This window comes from Sphingobacterium lumbrici, assembly GCF_006476045.1.
GTDB lineage: Bacteria > Bacteroidota > Bacteroidia > Sphingobacteriales > Sphingobacteriaceae > Sphingobacterium > Sphingobacterium lumbrici.
On sequence record NZ_SRZY01000002.1, the window covers coordinates 61,156 to 82,770 of the forward strand.

The window sequence follows — 21,615 nt, forward strand, 5'->3', positions numbered from 1 at the left end:
AAACTTTTATTTACACAAAAATAAAATTCTTATCACACTTATCTCTATCAAATTAATTTATTAACATTTAAAAGACATTTCTCATTAGTGGCCAGAAGGTTGTACATCCACCCTTGTAATATCAGCACCCAATGCCTTCAAACGTTCTTCAATATCTTGATAACCTCTTTCAATCTGTTCTATATTAAAAATTGTTGATTTCCCCTGAGCTGATAGTGCAGCGATCAACAAAGAAACGCCTGCACGGATATCAGGGGATGACATAGAAATACCTCTTAGTTTCGTTTGTTTATTCAGACCAATCACCGTTGCTCTATGCGGATCACAAAGAATAATCTGCGCCCCCATATCAATCAATTTATCGACAAAAAACAATCTACTTTCAAACATCTTCTGATGAATAAGTACATTTCCTTTTGCCTGAATAGCTGTTACCAATACGATACTTAACAGGTCGGGTGTAAATCCAGGCCAAGGTGCGTCCGAAATAGTCAGGATAGAGCCATCTATAAACGTATCAATTTCATAAGAATCTTGGGCCGGTATAAAAATATCATCTCCACGCAGTTCCATTTTGATACCTAGTCTTGAAAATACAGAAGGAATCACACCTAACTCGTTATAACAAACATTTTTGATCGTAATTTCCGAACCTGTCATTGCGGCCAATCCGATAAATGATCCGATCTCAATCATATCGGGTAGCATTCTATGCTCCGTACCTCCCAGTTTATCTACACCGTCTATCGTCAACAAATTAGAACCAATACCCGTTATCTTTGCGCCCATTCTATTGAGCATCTTACAGAGCTGTTGTAAGTAAGGTTCACAAGCAGCATTGTAAATTGTAGTCGTCCCTTTAGCCAGTACCGCAGCCATGATAATATTTGCAGTCCCTGTTACCGAGGCTTCATCCAATAAAAGATATGCACCTTTCAACGCTGTAGCATCTACATTGAAAAAATGATTCTCAGCATCATAGATAAACTTTGCGCCTAACTTCTCAAATCCCAAAAAATGGGTATCCAAACGGCGGCGACCTATTTTGTCTCCTCCCGGTTTAGGAATGGCTGCTTTTCCGAACCTAGCCAATAAAGGCCCAACGATCATAATTGATCCACGTAATCCCCCTCCTTTTTGTTTAAAGTCATCAGAAGCAAAATAATCAATATTGATATCTTTTGCTTCAAACTCGTACGTATCCTTATTTAATCGGTTAACAATTACTCCCAAAGAACCTAAAAGTTCGATAAGCTTGTTGACATCCTTTATGTCCGGAATATTACTTATGGTAATCTTTTCCTCGGTCAGCAATACAGCCGACAATATTTGTAATGCTTCATTTTTGGCTCCCTGAGGAACAATCTCACCCTTTAATGGTTTACCGCCAATAATCTCAAAAGCGTTCATAGTCTTATTTAGTAGTATTGAAAAATAATCTTTTAAAAACAAAACCTTCATGTCCGTAACACCAACGGCCATGAAGGCTCTTGATGACCATTGGAGACAGACCCTTCCAGAAAAAAACAAGTAACTAAATATACATCTTGTTACTTATTTCAAACAACTTCGTATTCCTTACTTTTTATACGTATTACTCTGATAAGGCTTTCTATTATTGTTACTGCTGCTGGTACCGCTCATTTTTCGTCTACCATTATTGTTATTATTACTGCTACTTTGTCTTTTGTTATTCTGATTACTTTTCTGGTTACTCGACGCAGTAACTTGTGTTTTCCCCCTATTACCCGGAGGAGGGGTACGGAAATCTAATTTAGTAAGAACCGTATCTTGTGGAAGGGTTAATACTCCTTTTGACAGCTCCTTTAAATCTTCAATGATCTGTAAGTCATTTACTGAATCTTTGTTCCAAGTGATGTAAGCCATTTTCATAAAGTTGGCTACACTCAAGGTCATACGCTGTTTTACCTCTTCATTAGTCACGCCTTTCGCTTTCTCAATCATTTGCTCAACAATATGACCATAATGTTTGAAACGTATTCTATTTTGGGGGTATGGAATAGGTTGAGGCTTCACATTCATATCCTCTTTTGTAGGGATAGGATAAGGAGAATCTACATCTATTTTAAAATCAGAAATGATATGAAGATGATCCCAAAGTTTATGTTTAAAATCTGATACATCTCGTAAGTGAGGGTTAAGTACTCCCATCATATCTATAACGACTTGCGCTAATCTATTGCGCTCTTCTTTTTCGGGTATAGAACAAATATGGTCAACCATATTTTGTACATTCCTTCCATATTCGGCCAAAATTAAATTTGGACGGGTACTGTTATAATCAAAATTCATATAGAATGGTTAAACGCTATAATAACGCTATTTATATTATTTTATTTCAAAGTCCTACTATTGGACTATTCTCAATTTTGCAAATTTAAGCAACAATTGTTTCTGCCCCAACTCTTTGAAGGAAATAGTTGCTTTCATATCCGGCTTATTACCTTCCAGATTTACCACTTTCCCAAATCCAAACCGTTCGTGTTCTACTTCCATACCTACCTGAAGGATACCTGTATCCGATGGGGCAAATCCGGCAGTAGGTACGTGAGCTTTGGGCAAAATTGAAGTCGTTTTCATCACCTTGGGTTTCGGTTTTGAAAAAGTATCCTTTTGCTGCCAGGTGATTCGTTCAGATTGGAAACCGTCATCCTCTTTGGAAGGCATACGCGGTTTAAAATCGAGCTCCAGACAAGCCGGATTCAACTCGTCCAAGAATCTACTCGGCTCGCAATTATTTAACGTACCCCATCTATAACGTGACGTTGCGTACGACAAATGTAGCTTTTTTTCTGCCCGCGTCACGGCGACATAAAACAACCTTCGCTCCTCCTCTAATTCCGTTCTTGAATTAAGAGATAGCTGAGACGGAAAAAGATTCTCTTCCAGTCCGACAATAAAGACATTTGGAAATTCCAAACCTTTGGACGAGTGGATCGTCATTAAAGATACCGTATCGGCATTGGGATTCTTATCGTTATCGTCATTTGTTAATAACGCGACATCCTGAAGAAATACATCTAAACCCTTTTCTTCAATATCTTCTCTTTCAGAAAACTCTTTAATACCGTTTAATAACTCTTGGATGTTTTCATATCGGTTCAGCCCTTCGACCGATTTATCTTCGTACAGATCTTTCAATATCCCGGAATGCTGAGCGATATGCATCGCAGTATCAAAAGCATTATGGTTATTTCCAACAGCCTGAAAACTCTGAATCATCAGTGCAAAATTCGATACGGAGGTAAAGCTTCTTCCATCAAGAAACATCTGCGCGTTTGCCACTACATCCCAGATACGGTATTGGTGCTGGTCTGCTGCGACAATTAACTTTTCAACAGTAGTATCCCCTATTCCCCTTCGTGGGTAATTGATAACCCGTTTTAACGCTTCTTCATCATTGGGATTATAGGTTAATCGAAAGTAAGCTATTAAATCCTTAATTTCTTTACGCTGATAGAATGATGTACCTCCATAAATTTTATAGGGAATACTTAGCTTGCGTAGTGCCTCCTCCATCGCTCTGGATTGTGCATTGGTACGATAAAGAATAGCAAAATCTTTATAGTTAAGACTCTTAATAGACTTTTCCTGAATAATTGCCTCGGCAACGTTTTTTCCCTCTTCATTATCCGAGAATGCCCGCGCTACTTTAATTTTATCTCCTTCCTCATTCTCGGAGAATACATTTTTCTCCAGCTGATTTTTATTATTTGCGATAATACTGTTTGCGGCATTTACGATCATCTTAGTTGACCGATAATTCTGTTCCAGTTTATATACCTTCACATCCGGATAGTCCTTTTGAAAATTCAGAATATTCTGAATATTTGCCCCACGAAAAGCGTAAATACTCTGCGCATCGTCTCCCACTACACAAATATTTTCGTTCACTGCGGCCAACCGCTTTACTATTAGATATTGCGAAAAATTAGTATCCTGATACTCATCCACCATTAAATACTTAAACTGGTGCTGATATTTATGCAGTACTTCGGGAAATTTGTTTAATAATACATTTGTTTTGAACAGAAGATCATCAAAATCCATGGCTCCTGCACGATAACAACGTTGCGCATAAGTCATATAAATCTCCCCAAGCTGTCCTCTTCCATTTTCACGATCTTCAGCCAGAATAGCTTCGTTTTTATTATACTCCTGAGGAGATATCAAATTATTCTTGGCAGAAGAAATCCGTCCATATACATGATTAACATTGTAGAGCTTATCGTCCAGGTTCATTTCTTTGAGAATCGCCCGTAATAAGCTTTTGGTATCATCAGTGTCGTAAATGGTAAAATTCTTAGGATAGCCAATGTGTTCCGCTTCCACACGTAAGATCCGTGCGAAGATAGAGTGAAATGTACCCATCCAAATATTTTTCGCTTCCGAACCTACCACTTTCATGATACGCTCGCGCATCTCTTTCGCAGCCTTATTGGTAAAGGTCAAAACTAATATATTGAAAGGGTCAACACCTTTGTTGATTAAATGTGCTACTCGATATGTGATGACACGTGTTTTCCCCGAACCTGCTCCCGCCACAATCATTACCGGCCCTTCCGTCTGTTCTACGGCCGCACGCTGTGAGGGGTTTAATCCTGCTAAATAATCCAAAATATCGTGAATTTTTTATCCGTTAGAAAATATAGTGTAAAGTTACTAAAAATCATTTTATATCCGACACAAAAAAGCCCACTCTTTTAAAAGTAGGCTAGATGATTATTTCAAGCTACCGTTAAAATGGTGCATCATCCGGCATATCATTCATACGGGAGGGCATGGTAATACCACCACCACCAAAATTCTCAAACGACGCTGAAGGAAGTATAGCCGAAGGTGCACCAAAAGGACTATCTCCACTACCTGAAGCAAAAGAATCTGCTCCCATACCGGCAAAGTCATCTTCCAGATCCACAAACTTCACATATTTACCTATAAATCGTAACGGAACGATACCGGTTTCACCATTACGGTGTTTTGCAATAATTACCTCTCCCACACCGGCTGTCGATCTTCCCTCTTCATCCTCGGTAAGTCCGTAATATTCCGGACGATATAAGAAAAGTACCATATCCGCATCCTGTTCAATAGATCCCGACTCCCGTAAATCCGAAAGCATCGGACGTTTACTATTACCCGGTCTAGATTCAACGGCACGACTTAATTGCGACAACGCCAGTACCGGAATATTCAGTTCTTTAGCGACAGATTTCAGCGCGCGGGATATACTACCAATTTCTTGCTCGCGATTTCCCCCACCTTTCCCTTCGGCTTTACCATGCATTAACTGTAGGTAATCGACAATTACCATTTGGATATCGTGCTGTGCTTTCAAACGTCTACATTTAGCCCTGAATTCAAAGACATTCAGTGCAGGTGTATCATCGATAATCAATGGTGCCTCGGTTAATCTTCCTATCCGGGAATGCAACTGTTGCCACTCATGATCTGCTAAATTTCCTTTTTTTAGCTTTTCCTGTTCTATTTCTGTTTCTCCGGCTATCAGACGATTTACAAGCTGAACAGAAGACATCTCCAGTGAGAATACAGCTACCGGCTTGTTGTGATCTACGGCAGCATTACGTGCCACAGATAATACAAAGGCTGTTTTACCCATTGCTGGACGAGCAGCGATGATGACCAAATCCGAGGGTTGCCATCCCGAAGTCATGCGATCCAAGGCCGTTAAACCCGAAGGAACTCCCGTCAATCCATCTGTTCGATCCCGTAATAATTCCAAATTCGAAATTGCTTCCCGCATGATATCATCCATTTTCCGGGAATCCCTACGCAAGTTATTTTGAGCGATATCAAATAAACTCTTTTCCGCATGGTCAAGTAGATCGAATATATCGCTTGTTTCATCATACGATGCATTAATAATTTCGGTCGAAACCTTTATCAGCTCACGCTGAATATATTTTTGAGAAATGATACGGGCATGATATTCAATATTAGCGGCAGACACGACACGATCTGTAAGTTGTGTGATATAGTATGCGCCTCCCACCATTTCCAAAGCTCCCATCTTACGTAACTCCACCGTTACGGTCAACAAGTCTATGGGAGATGTTTTTTGAAATAAGCTAAAGATCGCTTCAAATATCTTCTGATGCGATTCTTTATAAAAAGATTCCGGCTTTAAAATATCGATTACTTCACTTAAGGCATTCTTTTCCAACATCAATGCACCCAATACGGCTTCTTCCAAATCCACCGCTTGCGGAGGAAGCTTACCTAAACCACTTATCAAGTTATTCAGGTTAGTACGTTTCTTGTTAAAGTTGGTACGACCGGCGCTAGATGATTGTGCAGAAAATTCTTGATCCATACTGTATATTTTTAAGGCTTAACTGCCATTTTGAGTTCCGAATTTTACGGGATAACAAAAGTAGCAAAAATACACCTACGTTTATTTTTAAGTTCTACACATTAGAAAAAAGTTGCATTAACAATCATATAATTTTCGTTTGTAAATTACATTTCATTATCCACACAAAATGTTCAAAACGTGTTAACCACTTTTTAGACAATCTAATTATCAAAAAGTTACATGTGTGTTAATAACTTTAGCTTATGTTAATAACTATAAAACTTATACAGGTTCAACCTTTTAATAAGCTATAACCTATTAACTTTTCATAATCAATACATTAAGCTAATATTTACTAAAAACGATCTTTTGATTTTCTTTTTAACTACATTTTAATATACTATCTTTGCGTTATGTCAAATGATGCTTCTACACTAAAACCCTACAAGTCTAAGGACGGCGGAAAGAAAGAACAAGTAGCTGATATGTTTAACAATATATCAAAAACTTATGATCTTCTTAATCGTATCATGACGATGGGTATTGATACAATATGGCGTAAAAAGGCGATCCGGTCTTTAAAGAGTATTGAGCCGCAGCTCATGCTCGATGTCGCGACCGGCACCGGTGACTTCGCGATTGAATCTATACGTATCCTTAACCCCAAAAAGATAATAGGTGTAGATATTTCGCAGGGGATGTTGGAAGTTGCTCAGGAAAAAATCAAGAAAAAAGGACTACAGGACCAATTTGAAGTTCAATTGGGTGATTCCGAAAAACTGCAATTTGAAGACAATACATTTGATGCAGTCACCGTAGCTTTTGGTGTTCGTAATTTTGAAAACCTGGAACAAGGACTTGCAGATATCCATCGGGTTTTAAAACCAGGAGGTAAAGTCGTCGTATTAGAACTCTCTAATCCTACTGCATTTCCGGTCAAACAACTGTATCACTTTTATTTTCATAAGCTAACCCCCGCTTTGGGTAAATTGATTTCCAAAGATGCGAGTGCGTATTCTTATCTTCCTGAATCGGTTGCTAAGTTTCCTGACGGGGAGCGATTTGCAAAAATAACCAGTAAAGTAGGATTTAAGGAAACAATAGTCAGACCCCAAACCTTTGGATTTTGCACCATTTACGAAGCAACCAAATGAAGAAGCTGTTCGTTCTTATCATATTTATATTTGCGTTAACTTCTAGCTATGGTCAACGCGGGTTTTCACTTCCTTTTAGTTCGGTTTACAATGAAGATGCCCCTATTCTATTAGGACTGCAATACAACTATGTAAACCAAAATTATATGTTGGGACTAAAAAAAGAATGGGAGCGACAAACTATTGATTACCCTGGTGACAACATCAATGATTTAGGCGAATTACAAGCTATAAAATCGAAAACAGGATCGGGATTTGCGGTGAGTATTCCGGTAGACTTTCGTGCTACCGACAATTTGTACTTCACTTTCAGCCCCTCGTTTCTATTTATTAATCATCTGGGCATTGAATATACAAGCATGGATCAAACTAAAAAACCCTTGCTTCGAAAAACCAGACATATCCAGACTTCCTCTTCGGGCTCCAACTTCAATTCATTTGAGTTCCCTTTTAACATCAAATTCAGATCTGACGAAAAAATTCTTAAAAACAAATTCAATAGATATAGGGGTTACGTAACGGGAGGTGCACGCTATTCCAGATGGATAGGTATTAACGAAGAATACAATGCTTTACTTAAAGAATCTTCAGATATCGCACAATCCATTATCTTGAAACCAGGATATCTCTCATGGGAGTTTGGCATCGGCGTAGATATTTTCTTTCCCTATTTTAAGATGTCGCCCGAAATCAAATTTAATCAAAGTTTTAAATCAGTGTTGGACCATCAACATCCACTAGCGGCAGACAATCAATTTATGAATCCTTTAGAGAAAGGGCTGATACGTAATATTTATTTGAGTATCATTTTCCAATAAACATTCGGTGATTATGAGAACGGTATTGATTACAGGTGCGAGTTCGGGAATTGGAGCCGCCTGTGCAGAAACATTAGCAGCAGAGAATTACAGATTAATATTATGTGCTCGAAGAGAAGATCGACTTGATGCGTTAAAGCTAACGATCTTACGCAAATACCCTACCTGTGAAATACATATCATGGTATTGGATGTGCGCGATTACGAAAAAACAGCATCTGCAATAGAAAATCTTCCGAATGCTTGGAAAAATATAGATATACTAATTAATAATGCAGGCTTGAGTCAGGGATTAGATCCTATTCAGGATGGTGACATCGGCGATTGGGATCGAATGATCGACACCAATGTAAAGGGCCTACTCTACGTAACCAAATCCGTAAGCCCCCTTCTAAAGAAAAGTAAGATGCCACATATTATCAATATCGGATCAATTGCAGGAAAAGAAGTATATCCAAATGGTAATGTATATTGCGCTACTAAACATGCCGTAGATGCACTTAATAAAGCCATGCGGATTGATCTACTTCCTTTTGGAATAAAGGTTACGGCAGTTAATCCCGGAATGGTAGAAACAGAATTTTCTGAGGTGCGTTTTAAGGGTGACACAGATAAAGCAAAAAGTGTCTACATGGGGCTTACACCACTAAATGGATTTGATATTGCAGAGATTGTTAGTTTCGTTTTATCTAGACCTGCGCATGTCAATATCAACGAGCTGTTGGTTATGCCTACGGCGCAAGCAAGCGGAACAATAATCAACCGAAACTGCTAACTTGAGAACCAAAATTAAGGACAAAAGAACAAGGAATTTTCACTTATTACTTAAAATACTATGTCATTAGAACAAAAAATCAATCAAGATATCAAGGCGGCAATGATCGCTAAAGACAATGCCAGATTACGGGGATTACGTGCCGTAAAAGCTGCGATTCTATTAGCTAAAACTGAAAAAGGTGGTAGCGAAGAAGTATCCGAGGAAACAGAGATCAAAGTATTGCAAAAATTGGTTAAGCAGCGCAAAGAGTCAGCAGAGATTTATAAAGCCCAGGGACGCGAAGACCTATTGCAGATCGAAGTAGAAGAACAGGAAGTTATCGAAGAATACCTTCCAAAACAACTGGATAGAAGTGAAATTGAAGATATCATTAAAGAAATCATTTCATCTACCGGTGCTTCAGGAATCAAAGATATGGGAAAGGTAATGGGTACTGCGAATCAAAAATTAGCTGGCCAGGCTGATGGAAAAACAATCTCTGAGGTAGTAAAATCTTTATTGATCTAATGAATATTATTTGGAAGATAAAAACATTTGAAAATTTGTCTCCATACCGAATTGTATCAAATTCTGAAATTGAGGATCAACGTCTTCATGCTTGAGCAGGAATACTTATATCCAGAATGCGACGACAAGGCTTTAAAAGCAGAACACCTTTTTGGGTTTCCATGAAAATAGCATCATAGCATACACAAGACTGCTTCCTTCAGGCATCTCTTACAAGAAGTGCTCTATTGGGAGAGTAGAACTGCTTCTGATTATAGACAATTTGGAATTGGGAGACAATTAATAAAAAAGGCGACCGAAAGAATTACTTCCTAAGTACCTAGTAATGACACACGTATCAGCGCCCAGGCACATCTGCAAAGCTTTTATCAAAGATAGGCGTCCAAAAAGAAACCGAGCCTTATTTAGAGGACAATATTCCTCATATTGAAACGGCTTTAAAAAAGTAGAGGGGCTAAGATTGTCCCTCTACTTTTTATTACGACTTCCATATACCTTATCTCTTTCATACGTCACGATATGCCGTTCTTTCTTCGCCGTATATATATCATTTAAGATGATCATTATACCTGTTTCTTCCACTTCTCCAAATTCATCATTTATGGCAGTACCAAAGGTCATCATAGATGGCGATAAGTTCATGTAGGTATTGATCAAAGGGGGAATATTCTCACCAAGTTCTCTCACTTTTGTATTTAAAATTTTATAGCCTTCTTTATAAGATAGGCCATCAAAGAATCCTGCATATTTTGAAATATCCGTTTTATACCCTAAGTTGAGATTTTCATAAGGTGCTACTAATCCTTCCTTATCAGGAAAGTAAGACTCCATAAAATAAATCAACAAATCTCTGGCTTCTTCATTAAAATGAGGATACATGGTAACCTTCCCAAATAGGTATTTCACATCTGGTGTAATTTCTACCAATGCGCCCAATCCATCCCAAAGGTTATCAAGAGAAAAAAGTCCTTTCCTGTTGTCAATTGCGGGTTGGTATTTCGGTTGTACCCAAGATCTACCGAGTTCAATTGTATATGGGAGGTATTCTTTTTTGAACTTTTCCGAGAAATCAAAATAATGAGCCGTTGATAAATGTATCTCTCCCTGTTCATCTATAGCATGATCACATTTAACCACCCGATAACCGGCTATAATTTCTTCATCATCTGGATTCCACGCTATTAATTGATCATAATTATGTGTAGAGGTATCGTTTTCATCAATATCCAATGGCAGTCCTGTTCCCCCGCCCGCACCTCTAAATGTAACCTCTCTCAAACGTCCTATTTCACGCATAATATTAGGCGCACTATGATAATTCACGAGATACACTTCATTGTTACCATTATTGGTATATCTTAAAAAAGCTTCTTTCGTTAATTCCGCTTTTATCAGGTCTCTATCTACTGGAGGTATAATTTCTTGCATACACTATTTATTGTCCTTCGCCATTTCATAAACCAACTGCTTCACTTCTGCAGCCCACTGCCTCTCATTTTTAGCCGTATCAAAACACGTATACGGTATCATTTTACCAATTTTTATAGTTACTCGTTGCCCTCTTTGCGAAAACATTTCATCTGGTAAATATAACATCTCCATATTAAATTTTACCCCTAATTTTTGTCTCCACCGGGAAAAATTATAAAAGAAATTAGAATTCTTTCCTTCAATAAAAACAGGAACTATATTCTTTTTATATTTTTTAGCTTTTGAAATAAAGCTCTTTTTCCATGCTAAATCAACAATTTCACCGTCAATCTTACGGGATACCAATCCTGCCGGAAACACCAACAAGGCTTGATCAGCCGCATAAGCTTCATCAATAGCAGATATCGCATTTTTATTTTGTCCTCCCACTTTATTTACCCCGATAAAAAGAGGCTCTAAGTTACGGATGTTAAGTAAAATATCATTTACCAAAAAATTCACATCCCTACGATAACGCCCTATGGCATGCATAAATGCAATTCCATCCAATCCACCCAAGGGATGATTAGCGGCAAAAATAACACTTTCATCGGTAGGAATGTTATTTTCCCCCTCCAAAACTACTTCAACACCTAATTCATTTATCAACGCATCCACGAAATCCAACCCATACAAATCCTTATATGTGGTCATTATATAATTTATTTCATCTTCGTGAATCGTACGCTTTAAATAACTAATTAATGGTTTAGGTATCCATTTCGCCAGTCTTGGACTTTTTTTATGTATTACTTCTCTTACTTGTATAAACTTATCTTGCTCAGTCGCCATGTGTTATGGTTGAATTCAAAATCTTCACGTGTCCTGTACCGTAAAAGTACATAAAATAATATTAAGTATATAAGAAAAATAATGAACTAATTCGGAATAATCAGTATGTTTGATAGGGATAACTGTCCTGAAAAGACATATTTAGAATAACGATTAAACGTTTTTCTTTTTTTATTGTTTAACATATAAAAAATTACAATGTTTATTGGCCAATACATATCATCTGATTTCCATGAAGTTCTCCCAAAAGATACTGTCAATTTTGTGCTGAATAACATGAATGAATTTCAAGTCAAATATTTGCCCGTTGTAAGCAATGGCCGATATCATGGACTTATATCTGAGGATTTACTTTTAGAACAAATAGACGGTCATCTACCGATAGAAGTACTATCCACTAAATTCAAACCAATTTATTTATTCGATTATCAACATATCTACGATGCCTTACAACTCATTGCGTCTTACGACTATTGTATCATACCTATTTTGAATAAAAATCATGAATATATCGGCATACTAACAAAACAGAGCCTATTAGTAGCATTGAACGAAACCTTAGGATATCAAGAAGGTGCCATAATAGTTTTAGAGTTAGGCATGCGCGACAATGCACTTTCTCATATCGCTCGCCTCATAGAAGCCGAAAACACACTTATCCTGAGCACAGCGGTACGACCTGTTGCCGAATCGTCAAAATTAGAACTCACAATCAAAGTCAATAAAACAAATATCGCAGCTATTGTTTCTTCTTTATGGCGTAATGATTACGTGGTGAAAGCCACTTTTAGAGATGGTGGAGACCAGTCTGATATACAAGATCGGTATGATCTTTTAATGAATTATTTAGATTTATAATTATTTCTTTTGCATTTTTGTGAAAAACATAAAACTTCGTAATGAGTAGTATCGCTATAGCCATATACGGAAGAGCTTTTAATACATCTGTAAATACATTCGTAGAAGAGCTTTTCACTTTCCTCGCCGAAAAAGAGATAGACATATACCTATACAACGATTTCTACACCTTCCTTAAAGCGCATGTTTCGTGCCCAGATAGTCTAAAAACGTTTACATCGTATGCGGATCTGCCTACACACATCAACTTTATGCTTAGCTTAGGTGGAGACGGAACTATGCTTTCCGCAGTATCTATCATAAAAGACACAGGGATTCCGATAGCCGGTATTAACTTTGGTCGATTGGGATTTCTAGCAAATATCCAGAAAACTGAAATCAAAGAAGCGCTGCAAAAAATACTAAATGGTGAATACGCCATCCAATCTCGTGCCTTGCTATCGGTTGAAGCAGAGGGACTCGATTTATTTGGCGGGGAAAATTTTGCGCTTAACGATATTACCGTATTTCGCTTTGATACATCGTCTATGATTACCATCAATACGTCTATCAACGGCGAACTCCTTAACTCCTATTGGGCGGATGGGTTGATTATTGCTACCCCTACTGGATCTACAGCCTATTCACTGAGCTGCGGCGGACCAATTATTATGCCTGGAAGTGGGAATTTTGTCATTACCCCTATTTCTCCACACAATTTAAACGTCAGGCCCATTGTCGTCTCTGCCGATATGGAGTTGCACCTCGAAATTGAAAGTAGAACAGAAAATTTCATTTTAAGTTGCGATTCCAGAAGTGAAACATTACCTATTTCTACTCAATTAACTATTAAAAAAGCACCTTTTAGTATTAACTTGATACGGTTGGAAAAAGATGCCTATTTCCGTACGTTACGCGAAAAACTCCTCTGGGGAATAGATGTACGTAATTATTAGACAGCCAATCGCGATAGCCGTACTATTTAACAAAATTTAAAGATAAAGTATTCTATTAAAAACTTTATCTTTACATCCAAAATCAATAAAATTGGTCTACTTCCGATATATCGTTATTCTATTTATACTCTGTGCACATGTAAAATCCGATGCGCAGCAGTACGAATTTGGTATTATAGGATTTGGAACCGGCTATATGGGCGATATTAACACTAATAATCCCTTTTATTATCAAAGTATTGGCGGTGGTCTCGCTGTAAAATATAACCTGAACCCCACTTGGGGAATCAAGGCAGGGTTTAACTACGTTTCACTTCATGGAAATGATCTGGATTCCAAATTTGGTACGCAACAAGATCGGGCATTACAGTTTAATAATAACCTTAAAGAACTTTCGGTAACTGCAGAATTTAATTTTTTTAAATTCATTGCCGGTAGAGCCATCAATCGTTATACGCCTTATCTTCTTGCCGGTGTATCTGCGTCATTGCATGACCCTTATGTGAATTTAGACGGAAAAACTATTAAGTTGAGGGAGTTGCAGTTAGAATATGATCTGGAACATAATCCTGACAAATATTCTAAAATTGCCTTTTCTGTACCTTTCGGGCTAGGATTTAAATACAATATAAAAGGTCCTTGGAGTGTTGGCGCTGAAGTAATTTACCGTAACACCTTCAATGACAACATTGATAATGTGAGTAAAAATTATGCGACCTCACGTCCAAAAACGTCTGCTGTATCCCCTCAAACCTGGGATTTCTTAGCCGATCCCAGTGGTCAGCTTGAAGAGCATCGGGGCAAAGCAAGGGGAAATGGCAAGAATTACGATGGCTTTATGACTGCCGGATTTACATTAACGTACACATTAATAAGTACGAAATGTTATTGGTGGCAATAGGTTTATAGATTTGTGAAGAAGAATATCATGACAATGAAGGACAAACTAGACAAGAATAATGTACCCCGACATATTGCCATTATAATGGATGGAAATGGACGTTGGGCCAAAGGTCTAGGTAAGCTACGCGTATTTGGGCATCAAAACGGTGTGAGTGCAGTAAGAGAAACCTTAGAAGGTGCTATTGAAATAGGCGTACAGTATTTAACACTCTATGCTTTTTCCTCAGAGAACTGGAATCGTCCGAAGATGGAAGTCAAAGCACTGATGGAATTGCTGGTAAACTCCTTAAGTAAAGAACTAAAGACTTTTCAGAAAAATGGCATTCGACTAAATACCATTGGAAACATCACAGATTTACCCCTTAATTGTCAGGAGAAATTGAAAGAAACCATAGAGGCGACAAAATTCAATACCAGTTGTACACTCACACTCGCGTTGAGCTACGGCTCTCGCAAAGAAATAGTGGATGCAGCTAAAGCAATTGCAGGCCAAGTAAAGGATGGTCGTTTAAATGTAGAAGATATCAGCGAAGATATATTTCAGCAACACCTCTACACAGCAGACCTGCCAGATCCTGATCTGATGATCAGAACTAGTGGAGAATATCGGATTAGTAATTACCTGCTTTGGCAGATGGCCTATACAGAACTATGGTTTACATCCAAGATGTGGCCCGAATTTACAAGGAATGATTTATTCGAAGCCATAGTTGATTTTCAGCAACGGGAACGCCGATTTGGAAAAACAAGTGAACAATTATAATGAACCTGCATGAGCCTTCACTTAAAATAGGAAATTAATTAAAATAGCTCATGGAAGCTTCATTGCCATTTAACAACGATTTATAATAATGAAAATATTACCTTTGTAGCGGAAACGCTAAAAATTAACTAGATAGACGTATTTTTCTTTTAACAAAAATTAACAACAGTTTGATGTACTTTAGCATCCATAATAACAAGTAATGAAGCAACTATATATACTGATAACAGCATTTTTTTTATTGAGCTGGACATCGACATTTTCGCAAATCGGCAAGAATCCAATTAATCTTTCAGATCCCAATGAAATAAATTATCTACAACCAAAGGACTACATAATAGGTGGTATTACGGTATCCGGAGTACAATATTTAGATGCAGAAGTATTGATTACGATTTCGAAGCTTGTGATTGGTCAATATATAGAAGTGCCTGGAGAGGCTACCGCAAATGTTATTAAAAACTTAATGGCCCAAAACCTATTTGACGATGTGCAGTTATGGGCAACACGAATCGAAGAAGAAAACATCTTTTTTGATATACGTGTGCAAGAAAGACCGCGTTTAACTCGCATTGACATCAATGGGCTAAGCAAATCACACACAGAAGAAATCCGCAAAAGATTAAATGAAGGTGCTGGTAAGATTGTTAATGAAAATCTATTACAATCAACAAGATCCACCATACAACGTTTCTTACGCGAAAAATCGTTCTTATATCCTGATATCAAGATTGAAACCTTTAAAGATACCGCACAAGCTAATAATGAAATTGTCGTTGTTGATGTCGAAAAGAATAAAAAAATCAAAGTTCGCAAAGTTAACTTCACGGGCAACGAAATCTTCTCCGATAACCAAATGTCAAAATTCTTAAAGGGGGTAAAACCACGTAAATGGTATAGAATTTTTGGCCCCGGTAAATTCAAAGAAGATAAATACGACGAAGCAAAAGAAAAGTTGATTGCGAAGTTACAAGATAGAGGCTACCGTGACGCTCAGATCCTGTCGGATAGCATTTACCGCTATGATGAAAATGAAATCGCTATCGATATAGAAGTCTATGAAGGTCCTAAATATTATGTTGGTAGTATTGATTGGACGGGTAATACGCGTTACAAGGATTCGGTATTGAATATCCTATTAGGTATTGAAAGAGGCGATGTTTACAGCGAAGAAAAAATGATCACCAAATTGATGGGACCTACCCGCAATAGTGATGATATCAGTTCGCTTTATCAAAATGACGGATATTTGACGTTTAGTATCAATCCGGTTATCAAGCGCATCAACCAAGATACTGTAGATTTGGAAATCCAGGTGAGCGAGGGCAAGCAATACACGATTAACAATGTTATTGTAAAGGGTAATGATGTAACGAATGACCGCGTTGTATTACGTTCGATATACACAAAACCAGGTCAAAAATATTCACGTGAACTTATCATGAGAAGTATCCGTGAAATCTCCCAACTGGGTATGTTTGATGAGCAAAAGATCACACCGGACATCCCTTCCTCTACGATGAATCACGAAGAGGGTACAACCGATGTCGTATTCAATGTCACCGAAAAACCTTCCGATCAGGTTGAGTTGTCGGGTGGTTATGGTGCAGGTCAAATTATCGGCACGCTGGGTTTAACCTTCAACAACTTTTCGACAAGCAACTTATTCAAAAAAGATGCTTGGAAACCCCTTCCTCGTGGAGATGGACAAAAATTAAGTGTTCGGGGACAAACATCGGGTAAACGTTATCAATCCTATAACTTTTCGTTCACAGAACCCTGGTTGGGCGGTAAAAAACCTGTTTATTTTGGGTTAAGTGCCTACACTTCTAACTCTTCATACGGAGGTTTTAACTACTATACAGGTGAACAGATGGTGCGAGATTCTGAATTGAACCGTATCTGGATGACAGGTGTTACCGCTTCATTAGGTAAACGTCTCCAATGGCCGGATAACTATTTTCAAATCAATAGTTCATTATCATTCCAGCGATATAAGCTACAGAATTATGGCAATTATTTCCTGTTTTCTGATGGTACGGCCTATAATGTTAACTTTACCCAGGAGATCAGTCGTAACTCGGTAGATGTACCTATCTACCCAACTTCGGGATCACATATCAAATTTTCCGTACAATTAACTCCTCCATATTCCCTGTTTAATGATATTAACTACGCAACTGCAGCGGATAATGTTAAATACAAATGGACAGAATACCACAAATGGAAATTCGATTCCCAATGGTACACTAAAGTTGTCGGTAAATTAGTGGTAAAAACACAGGCGCAATTTGGATATTTGGGAAGCTATTCTACAGAAACCCCTACCTCTACATTTGAACGATTCAAATTAGGTGGTGATGGTATGCAGGGATTCGACTTCTTACAAGGTTCTGAGATTTTGGCAATGCGAGGTTATGCCAATGGTACCATTATTCCAGAATCTACCGGCAACGGATTCCAACAGATTGCGATCAATTCAGGTAGCCCGATTTATGCTAAATATCAAATGGAACTCCGTCATCCGGTGATGCTTAACGAGCAAGCTACCGTTTTTGTATTAGCTTTTGCAGAAGCGGGTAACACCTGGAATAAATTCTCGGAGGTAAACCCGTTTAAAGTAAGGCGTTCGGCCGGTGTTGGTGCACGTATATTTTTACCTATTTTTGGTATGCTTGGTATTGATTATGGTCATGCGTTTGACCCTATCCCAGGTATGAACTCAAACAACTGGAAACAAAATTTTACATTTAGTATCATGCAAAATATGGGAGGTTTTTAATTAAACTTTTTATTCCTATAATTGTCCTACAAAATAACGAAAGAAAATGAAAAAGATATTTGTTGTATTAGCCTTTTTAACGCTTGGTGCTACGGCTTCTTTTGCCCAACGTTTAGCCTATGTAGATTCAGAATATATTTTAAGACATATCCCTGAATACGCATCGGCTCAGAAGCATCTGGACGATCTTTCTGTACAGTGGCAGGAAGAAGTAGATAAGCAATACGGTGAAATAGAACGTCTATATAAGGCCTACCAAAACGATCAAGTACTGTTAAATGATGATATGCGCAAACGACGTGAGGATGAAATCGTAAATAAAGAAAAAGCCGTAAAGGAATTCCAAAGACAGAAATTTGGATATGAAGGTGAATTATACACACAACGCATCCGCTTGGTAAAACCTATTCAAGATCGCGTAGCTAAGGCCATCCAAGATGTTGCTAATGCGCAAGGATTGGATCTTATTTTAGATAAAGGATCCGAAATCACCTTCTTATTTGCAAATCCAAAACTGGATAAAAGTAATGATATTATTACAAAATTAGGATTTAAACCTGATGCCCAACTTGCACAATAAGTTATAATTAGTATAATTGCAAAAAATATAATTAACAGAATAAATAAGAACAGACGATTTGTATCTAATAGACAAAAATGGAAAGAATGAAAAATTTATTAAAAGGAGCAGCATTAGTAGCGGGATTATTCATTTCAACTCAGGTTGTAAATGCACAACAAAAAATTGGACATATAAATTCAGGAGAAATTCTCCAAGCTACAGCTGATTTTAAAACAGCAGCAGATCAGCTCAAAGCCTTGACAGAAACCAAAGAAAAAGAATTTCAAGGAATGGTGGCAGAATACACAAAAAAACAAACCGAGTATAACGAAAAATTACTAAATAGAAGTGAAGCTAATAAAGCAACCGTGGATGCAGAATTGCAAACTTTAGCCGAAGGAATACGTCAGATCGAAAGTCGTATCCAAGAGATTCAAAGAGTATCCCAAGAGGAACTAGGTAAAAAAGAGCAAGAATTATTCGCTCCTATTCAACAAAAAGTAATGACAGCAATCAATGCGGTTGCACAAGAAAAAGGTTATGCCTATATATTAGATCTTGCTGCCGGAAGCGTAATTTATTTCCAAGGTGGTGAAGATGTTTCGGCTGATGTAAAAACCAAATTAGGTATAAAATAAGATATCGCAACTTTCAATACAAAGAGGCTGTCTCAAAATGAGACAGCCTCTTTTTTTATAATTTAATAATGAATGTATAACCGTTTGAAAGGGCTATTGAGGAAAGGTGTTTTGCTATTTTTCGAAGACGACAATGGTCGTTAGTAATGAGCAAATCATACCCACAAGCGAACACTTTTTTAGCTAAAACTTGAGTACGATCCAGACAAAATATTTAGCAACAAGTTTTAAAAATACTATAAATAGAACATCTGAATGTAATGAGTGGACAAACTAAAATCAAAGATGTATTCCTTTTTCCTCAAATCATTTTTGTAGATTTACATTAGCATCATTCACCTACTCGCTTCCCTATGAAAGTGCTTTCTGCTACACAAATGAGACAAATGGATACACTTACCTTGCAGACAGAAGGAATAGCCTCTATTGATCTTATGGAACGGGCATCGCAAGCACTGTTCGCACAATTAAAAAAGGATTTTGATCTAGTGAACACCCCAATCGTTATTTTTTGTGGCCCGGGTAATAATGGTGGGGATGGCCTTGCACTGGCGCGATTACTTCACGATGCGGGGTATCACGCTTTCATATATCTGCTTACACACCACAATTATTCTTCTGACAATATTATCAATCAAAAGCGTTTGCTCAATAAGGGTATTCCATTTGAAAAAATTGACCTCACATCCGTAATAAATATATCGGCTAGTGTACTTATTATTGATGCCTTTTTTGGGTATGGTACATCAAAACCGTTGTCTTCAGAGTGGGGGAAAATTATCGATCATATCAATAGCCAGTCAAATACTATCGTAGCGATTGATGTGCCCTCCGGTCTGATATCAGATGCACATATCGGTCAACATAATCCCATAATTAAAGCGGATTATACCTACACATTTCAGTCTCCCAAATTATGTTTATTACTTCCTGAAAATGCACCCTATACCGGAGAAGTAATCGTCTTAGATATCGCATTAGATCAATTAGCCCTTAAAGAGTTAGACACTCAGTATTATTATACACTCCTTGAGGACATAACGGGTGTCATCCCTAAATTCAATAGATTTGCCCACAAAGGCACCTTTGGACATGCTTTCATTGCAGGAGGCAGCTTTGGAAAAATCGGTGCTATTGTTTTAAGTTGTAAAGCAGCCTTAAAGACAGGCTGTGGTTTAGTGAGCAGCTATATCCCAACATGCGGTTACACGATACTTCAAAGTAGCTTTCCCGAAGCCATGACCATCACAGATAAGGACACAAATAGCCTGTCAACAGTTCCTGAATATCTTCTTTCCTATTCATCTATTGCGATAGGTATGGGTATGGGCACAGATAAAAAAGCACAACAATCTTTGTTTTTACTACTAAGAAAATTATCAAAACAAAAAAACACTACGCCTTTGATAGTCGATGCTGATGCCCTCAATATTCTCGCTATGCATCAGGAATGGCTAAATCTGTTACCTCTTTTTAGTATTCTTACTCCTCATCCGAAAGAGCTTGAACGTTTGATAGGCTCGTGGGAACATGATTTGGAGAAACTGCAAAAGGTACTTACCTTCTCTAATACATATAAAGTGATTACCATTATTAAAGGTGCTAATACGGCTGTCGTCTTTCCTAATGGTGAGATTCATTTTAATTCTACGGGAAATTGGGGAATGGCTACGGCAGGTAGCGGGGATGTGTTGAGTGGTATGCTTGCTTCGTTATTAGCTCAGAGATTTTCGCCTCAAGATGCAGCCCGAGTAGGTGTCTTTCTACATGGACTAGCTTCAGATTTAGCAATACGGACAATACATCCCAAAAGTCTTATTGCCTCTGATATTATTGAACATATTTCTTCGGCATGGAATATAGTAGCCCCTTGAAGTAAATAATACCCCAATTAAATTACAATACTTTAATTTTCAAATGAACCGGGAATAAGGCTTTCGGCTAAATTCTTTATTAACTATCCAGCATGGTCTATGGTTACTCCAAGCCATGTGCGAAATGAAAGAAGAAAGGCTTAAAACGGATACCGGGCAAAAAAGTGACATCAAAAAAACAGGCTGTTGCTATTGCTTTTTCTCCGGCGAAAAAGCAGGAGTAAAAGTTCCCAAGAAAAAATCCTGACGAAAAGAAGATTTCTGCAGGATTTAAATATACATTATAAACTAATTTATTGAAAATTATCAGTTTATAAGTATGCGCCCGATGAACTACATATTTGATTGCTCGATACTTTTCTTATAGTTCTGCGGATAGAGATCCTTTAATTTTTTATGGTTGATCGACATGATATTTTGTAGGGTATGTTTTAGCCACTGAAA

General features: G+C 37.7%; 18 protein-coding genes. 12 read left to right on the forward strand and 6 right to left on the reverse strand.

Annotated elements, in window-relative coordinates; translation table 11 throughout:
- Positions 1-84: 84 nt before the first annotated feature.
- From murA to dnaB, 4 genes are all read right to left on the reverse strand, one after another.
- A complete protein-coding gene (gene murA / locus E4F24_RS00620; RefSeq protein ID WP_140936673.1) occupies positions 85-1,410 on the reverse strand; it encodes a UDP-N-acetylglucosamine 1-carboxyvinyltransferase in 1,326 nt (441 codons plus the stop codon).
- A gap of 168 nt (positions 1,411-1,578) precedes the next feature.
- Positions 1,579-2,313 carry a DUF4290 domain-containing protein gene (locus E4F24_RS00625; protein WP_140936674.1) on the reverse strand — a complete coding sequence of 245 codons (735 nt, stop codon included), beginning with the start codon at positions 2,311-2,313 and terminating at the stop codon, positions 1,579-1,581.
- A 57-nt stretch (positions 2,314-2,370) separates the two neighbouring features.
- Positions 2,371-4,638, reverse strand: a complete 2,268-nt coding sequence (locus E4F24_RS00630) for an ATP-dependent helicase (RefSeq protein ID WP_140936675.1) — start codon at positions 4,636-4,638, stop codon at positions 2,371-2,373.
- 121 nt (positions 4,639-4,759) lie between these two features.
- Positions 4,760-6,355 carry a replicative DNA helicase gene (gene dnaB, locus E4F24_RS00635; RefSeq protein ID WP_140936676.1) on the reverse strand — a complete coding sequence of 532 codons (1,596 nt, stop codon included), beginning with the start codon at positions 6,353-6,355 and terminating at the stop codon, positions 4,760-4,762.
- A gap of 395 nt (positions 6,356-6,750) precedes the next feature.
- Here dnaB and ubiE point away from each other — a divergent pair, with 395 nt between their 5' ends.
- From ubiE to E4F24_RS00655, 4 genes are read left to right on the forward strand one after another with little or no spacing between them, the layout of a single operon-like run.
- On the forward strand, positions 6,751-7,491 hold the full coding sequence (gene ubiE / locus E4F24_RS00640; RefSeq protein ID WP_140936677.1) for a bifunctional demethylmenaquinone methyltransferase/2-methoxy-6-polyprenyl-1,4-benzoquinol methylase UbiE: 741 nt from the start codon (positions 6,751-6,753) through the stop codon (positions 7,489-7,491).
- Positions 7,488-8,309, forward strand: a complete 822-nt coding sequence (locus tag E4F24_RS00645; RefSeq protein WP_140936678.1) for a PorT — start codon at positions 7,488-7,490, stop codon at positions 8,307-8,309. Before ubiE ends, E4F24_RS00645 begins: the two co-directional genes overlap by 4 nt.
- A 13-nt stretch (positions 8,310-8,322) precedes the next feature.
- Positions 8,323-9,084, forward strand: a complete 762-nt coding sequence (locus E4F24_RS00650) for an SDR family NAD(P)-dependent oxidoreductase (protein ID WP_140936679.1) — start codon at positions 8,323-8,325, stop codon at positions 9,082-9,084.
- Positions 9,085-9,144: 60 nt separating this feature from the next.
- Positions 9,145-9,594, forward strand: a complete 450-nt coding sequence (locus E4F24_RS00655; RefSeq protein WP_140936680.1) for a GatB/YqeY domain-containing protein — start codon at positions 9,145-9,147, stop codon at positions 9,592-9,594.
- A gap of 468 nt (positions 9,595-10,062) precedes the next feature.
- On the opposite strand, the gene E4F24_RS00660 is transcribed toward E4F24_RS00655, so the two are convergent.
- On the reverse strand, positions 10,063-11,022 hold the full coding sequence (locus tag E4F24_RS00660; RefSeq protein ID WP_140936681.1) for a glycine N(alpha)-acyltransferase GlsB: 960 nt from the start codon (positions 11,020-11,022) through the stop codon (positions 10,063-10,065).
- Between the two features lie 3 nt (positions 11,023-11,025).
- Entirely contained in the window at positions 11,026-11,856 is an 831-nt protein-coding gene (locus E4F24_RS00665; RefSeq protein WP_140936682.1) for a lyso-glycine lipid O-acyltransferase GlsA, read from the reverse strand.
- 198 nt (positions 11,857-12,054) lie between these two features.
- Between E4F24_RS00665 and E4F24_RS00670 the strand changes: the two genes are divergently transcribed.
- From E4F24_RS00670 to E4F24_RS00705, 8 genes are all read left to right on the forward strand, one after another.
- Positions 12,055-12,714, forward strand: coding sequence for a CBS domain-containing protein (locus tag E4F24_RS00670; RefSeq protein WP_140936683.1), 660 nt, complete (start codon positions 12,055-12,057; stop codon positions 12,712-12,714).
- A gap of 41 nt (positions 12,715-12,755) precedes the next feature.
- Positions 12,756-13,649: an NAD kinase gene (locus E4F24_RS00675; RefSeq protein ID WP_317130732.1), complete on the forward strand. Its 894-nt coding sequence runs from the start codon at positions 12,756-12,758 to the stop codon at positions 13,647-13,649.
- 91 nt (positions 13,650-13,740) lie between these two features.
- Positions 13,741-14,550 (forward strand): type IX secretion system protein PorG, encoded by an 810-nt coding sequence (porG, locus tag E4F24_RS00680; RefSeq protein ID WP_181182324.1) that lies wholly within the window; start codon positions 13,741-13,743, stop codon positions 14,548-14,550.
- 27 nt (positions 14,551-14,577) lie between these two features.
- Complete coding sequence (locus tag E4F24_RS00685) at positions 14,578-15,315, forward strand: undecaprenyl pyrophosphate synthase (protein ID WP_140936691.1); 738 nt, start codon at positions 14,578-14,580, stop codon at positions 15,313-15,315.
- Positions 15,316-15,517: 202 nt separating this feature from the next.
- Positions 15,518-18,097, forward strand: a complete 2,580-nt coding sequence (bamA, locus tag E4F24_RS00690; protein ID WP_140936685.1) for an outer membrane protein assembly factor BamA — start codon at positions 15,518-15,520, stop codon at positions 18,095-18,097.
- A gap of 46 nt (positions 18,098-18,143) precedes the next feature.
- On the forward strand, positions 18,144-18,677 hold the full coding sequence (locus E4F24_RS00695; RefSeq protein WP_140936686.1) for an OmpH/Skp family outer membrane protein: 534 nt from the start codon (positions 18,144-18,146) through the stop codon (positions 18,675-18,677).
- 86 nt (positions 18,678-18,763) lie between these two features.
- Positions 18,764-19,297 carry an OmpH/Skp family outer membrane protein gene (locus tag E4F24_RS00700; protein WP_140936687.1) on the forward strand — a complete coding sequence of 178 codons (534 nt, stop codon included), beginning with the start codon at positions 18,764-18,766 and terminating at the stop codon, positions 19,295-19,297.
- Between the two features lie 353 nt (positions 19,298-19,650).
- A complete protein-coding gene (locus E4F24_RS00705; protein ID WP_140936688.1) occupies positions 19,651-21,171 on the forward strand; it encodes an NAD(P)H-hydrate dehydratase in 1,521 nt (506 codons plus the stop codon).
- Positions 21,172-21,615: the final 444 nt, after the last annotated feature.

Bases quoted from the DNA above. Each gene is read 5' to 3' on its own strand.
- murA (WP_140936673.1), bottom strand. From the start codon at position 1,410: ATGAACGCTTTTGAGATTATTGGCGGTAAACCATTAAAGGGTGAGATT.
- E4F24_RS00625 (WP_140936674.1), bottom strand. From the start codon at position 2,313: ATGAATTTTGATTATAACAGTACCCGTCCAAATTTAATTTTGGCCGAA.
- dnaB (WP_140936676.1), bottom strand. From the start codon at position 6,355: ATGGATCAAGAATTTTCTGCACAATCATCTAGCGCCGGTCGTACCAAC.
- ubiE (WP_140936677.1), top strand. From the start codon at position 6,751: ATGTCAAATGATGCTTCTACACTAAAACCCTACAAGTCTAAGGACGGC.
- E4F24_RS00645 (WP_140936678.1), top strand. From the start codon at position 7,488: ATGAAGAAGCTGTTCGTTCTTATCATATTTATATTTGCGTTAACTTCT.
- E4F24_RS00650 (WP_140936679.1), top strand. From the start codon at position 8,323: ATGAGAACGGTATTGATTACAGGTGCGAGTTCGGGAATTGGAGCCGCC.
- E4F24_RS00655 (WP_140936680.1), top strand. From the start codon at position 9,145: ATGTCATTAGAACAAAAAATCAATCAAGATATCAAGGCGGCAATGATC.
- E4F24_RS00660 (WP_140936681.1), bottom strand. From the start codon at position 11,022: ATGCAAGAAATTATACCTCCAGTAGATAGAGACCTGATAAAAGCGGAA.
- E4F24_RS00665 (WP_140936682.1), bottom strand. From the start codon at position 11,856: ATGGCGACTGAGCAAGATAAGTTTATACAAGTAAGAGAAGTAATACAT.
- E4F24_RS00670 (WP_140936683.1), top strand. From the start codon at position 12,055: ATGTTTATTGGCCAATACATATCATCTGATTTCCATGAAGTTCTCCCA.
- E4F24_RS00675 (WP_317130732.1), top strand. From the start codon at position 12,756: ATGAGTAGTATCGCTATAGCCATATACGGAAGAGCTTTTAATACATCT.
- E4F24_RS00685 (WP_140936691.1), top strand. From the start codon at position 14,578: ATGACAATGAAGGACAAACTAGACAAGAATAATGTACCCCGACATATT.
- bamA (WP_140936685.1), top strand. From the start codon at position 15,518: ATGAAGCAACTATATATACTGATAACAGCATTTTTTTTATTGAGCTGG.
- E4F24_RS00695 (WP_140936686.1), top strand. From the start codon at position 18,144: ATGAAAAAGATATTTGTTGTATTAGCCTTTTTAACGCTTGGTGCTACG.
- E4F24_RS00700 (WP_140936687.1), top strand. From the start codon at position 18,764: ATGAAAAATTTATTAAAAGGAGCAGCATTAGTAGCGGGATTATTCATT.
- E4F24_RS00705 (WP_140936688.1), top strand. From the start codon at position 19,651: ATGAAAGTGCTTTCTGCTACACAAATGAGACAAATGGATACACTTACC.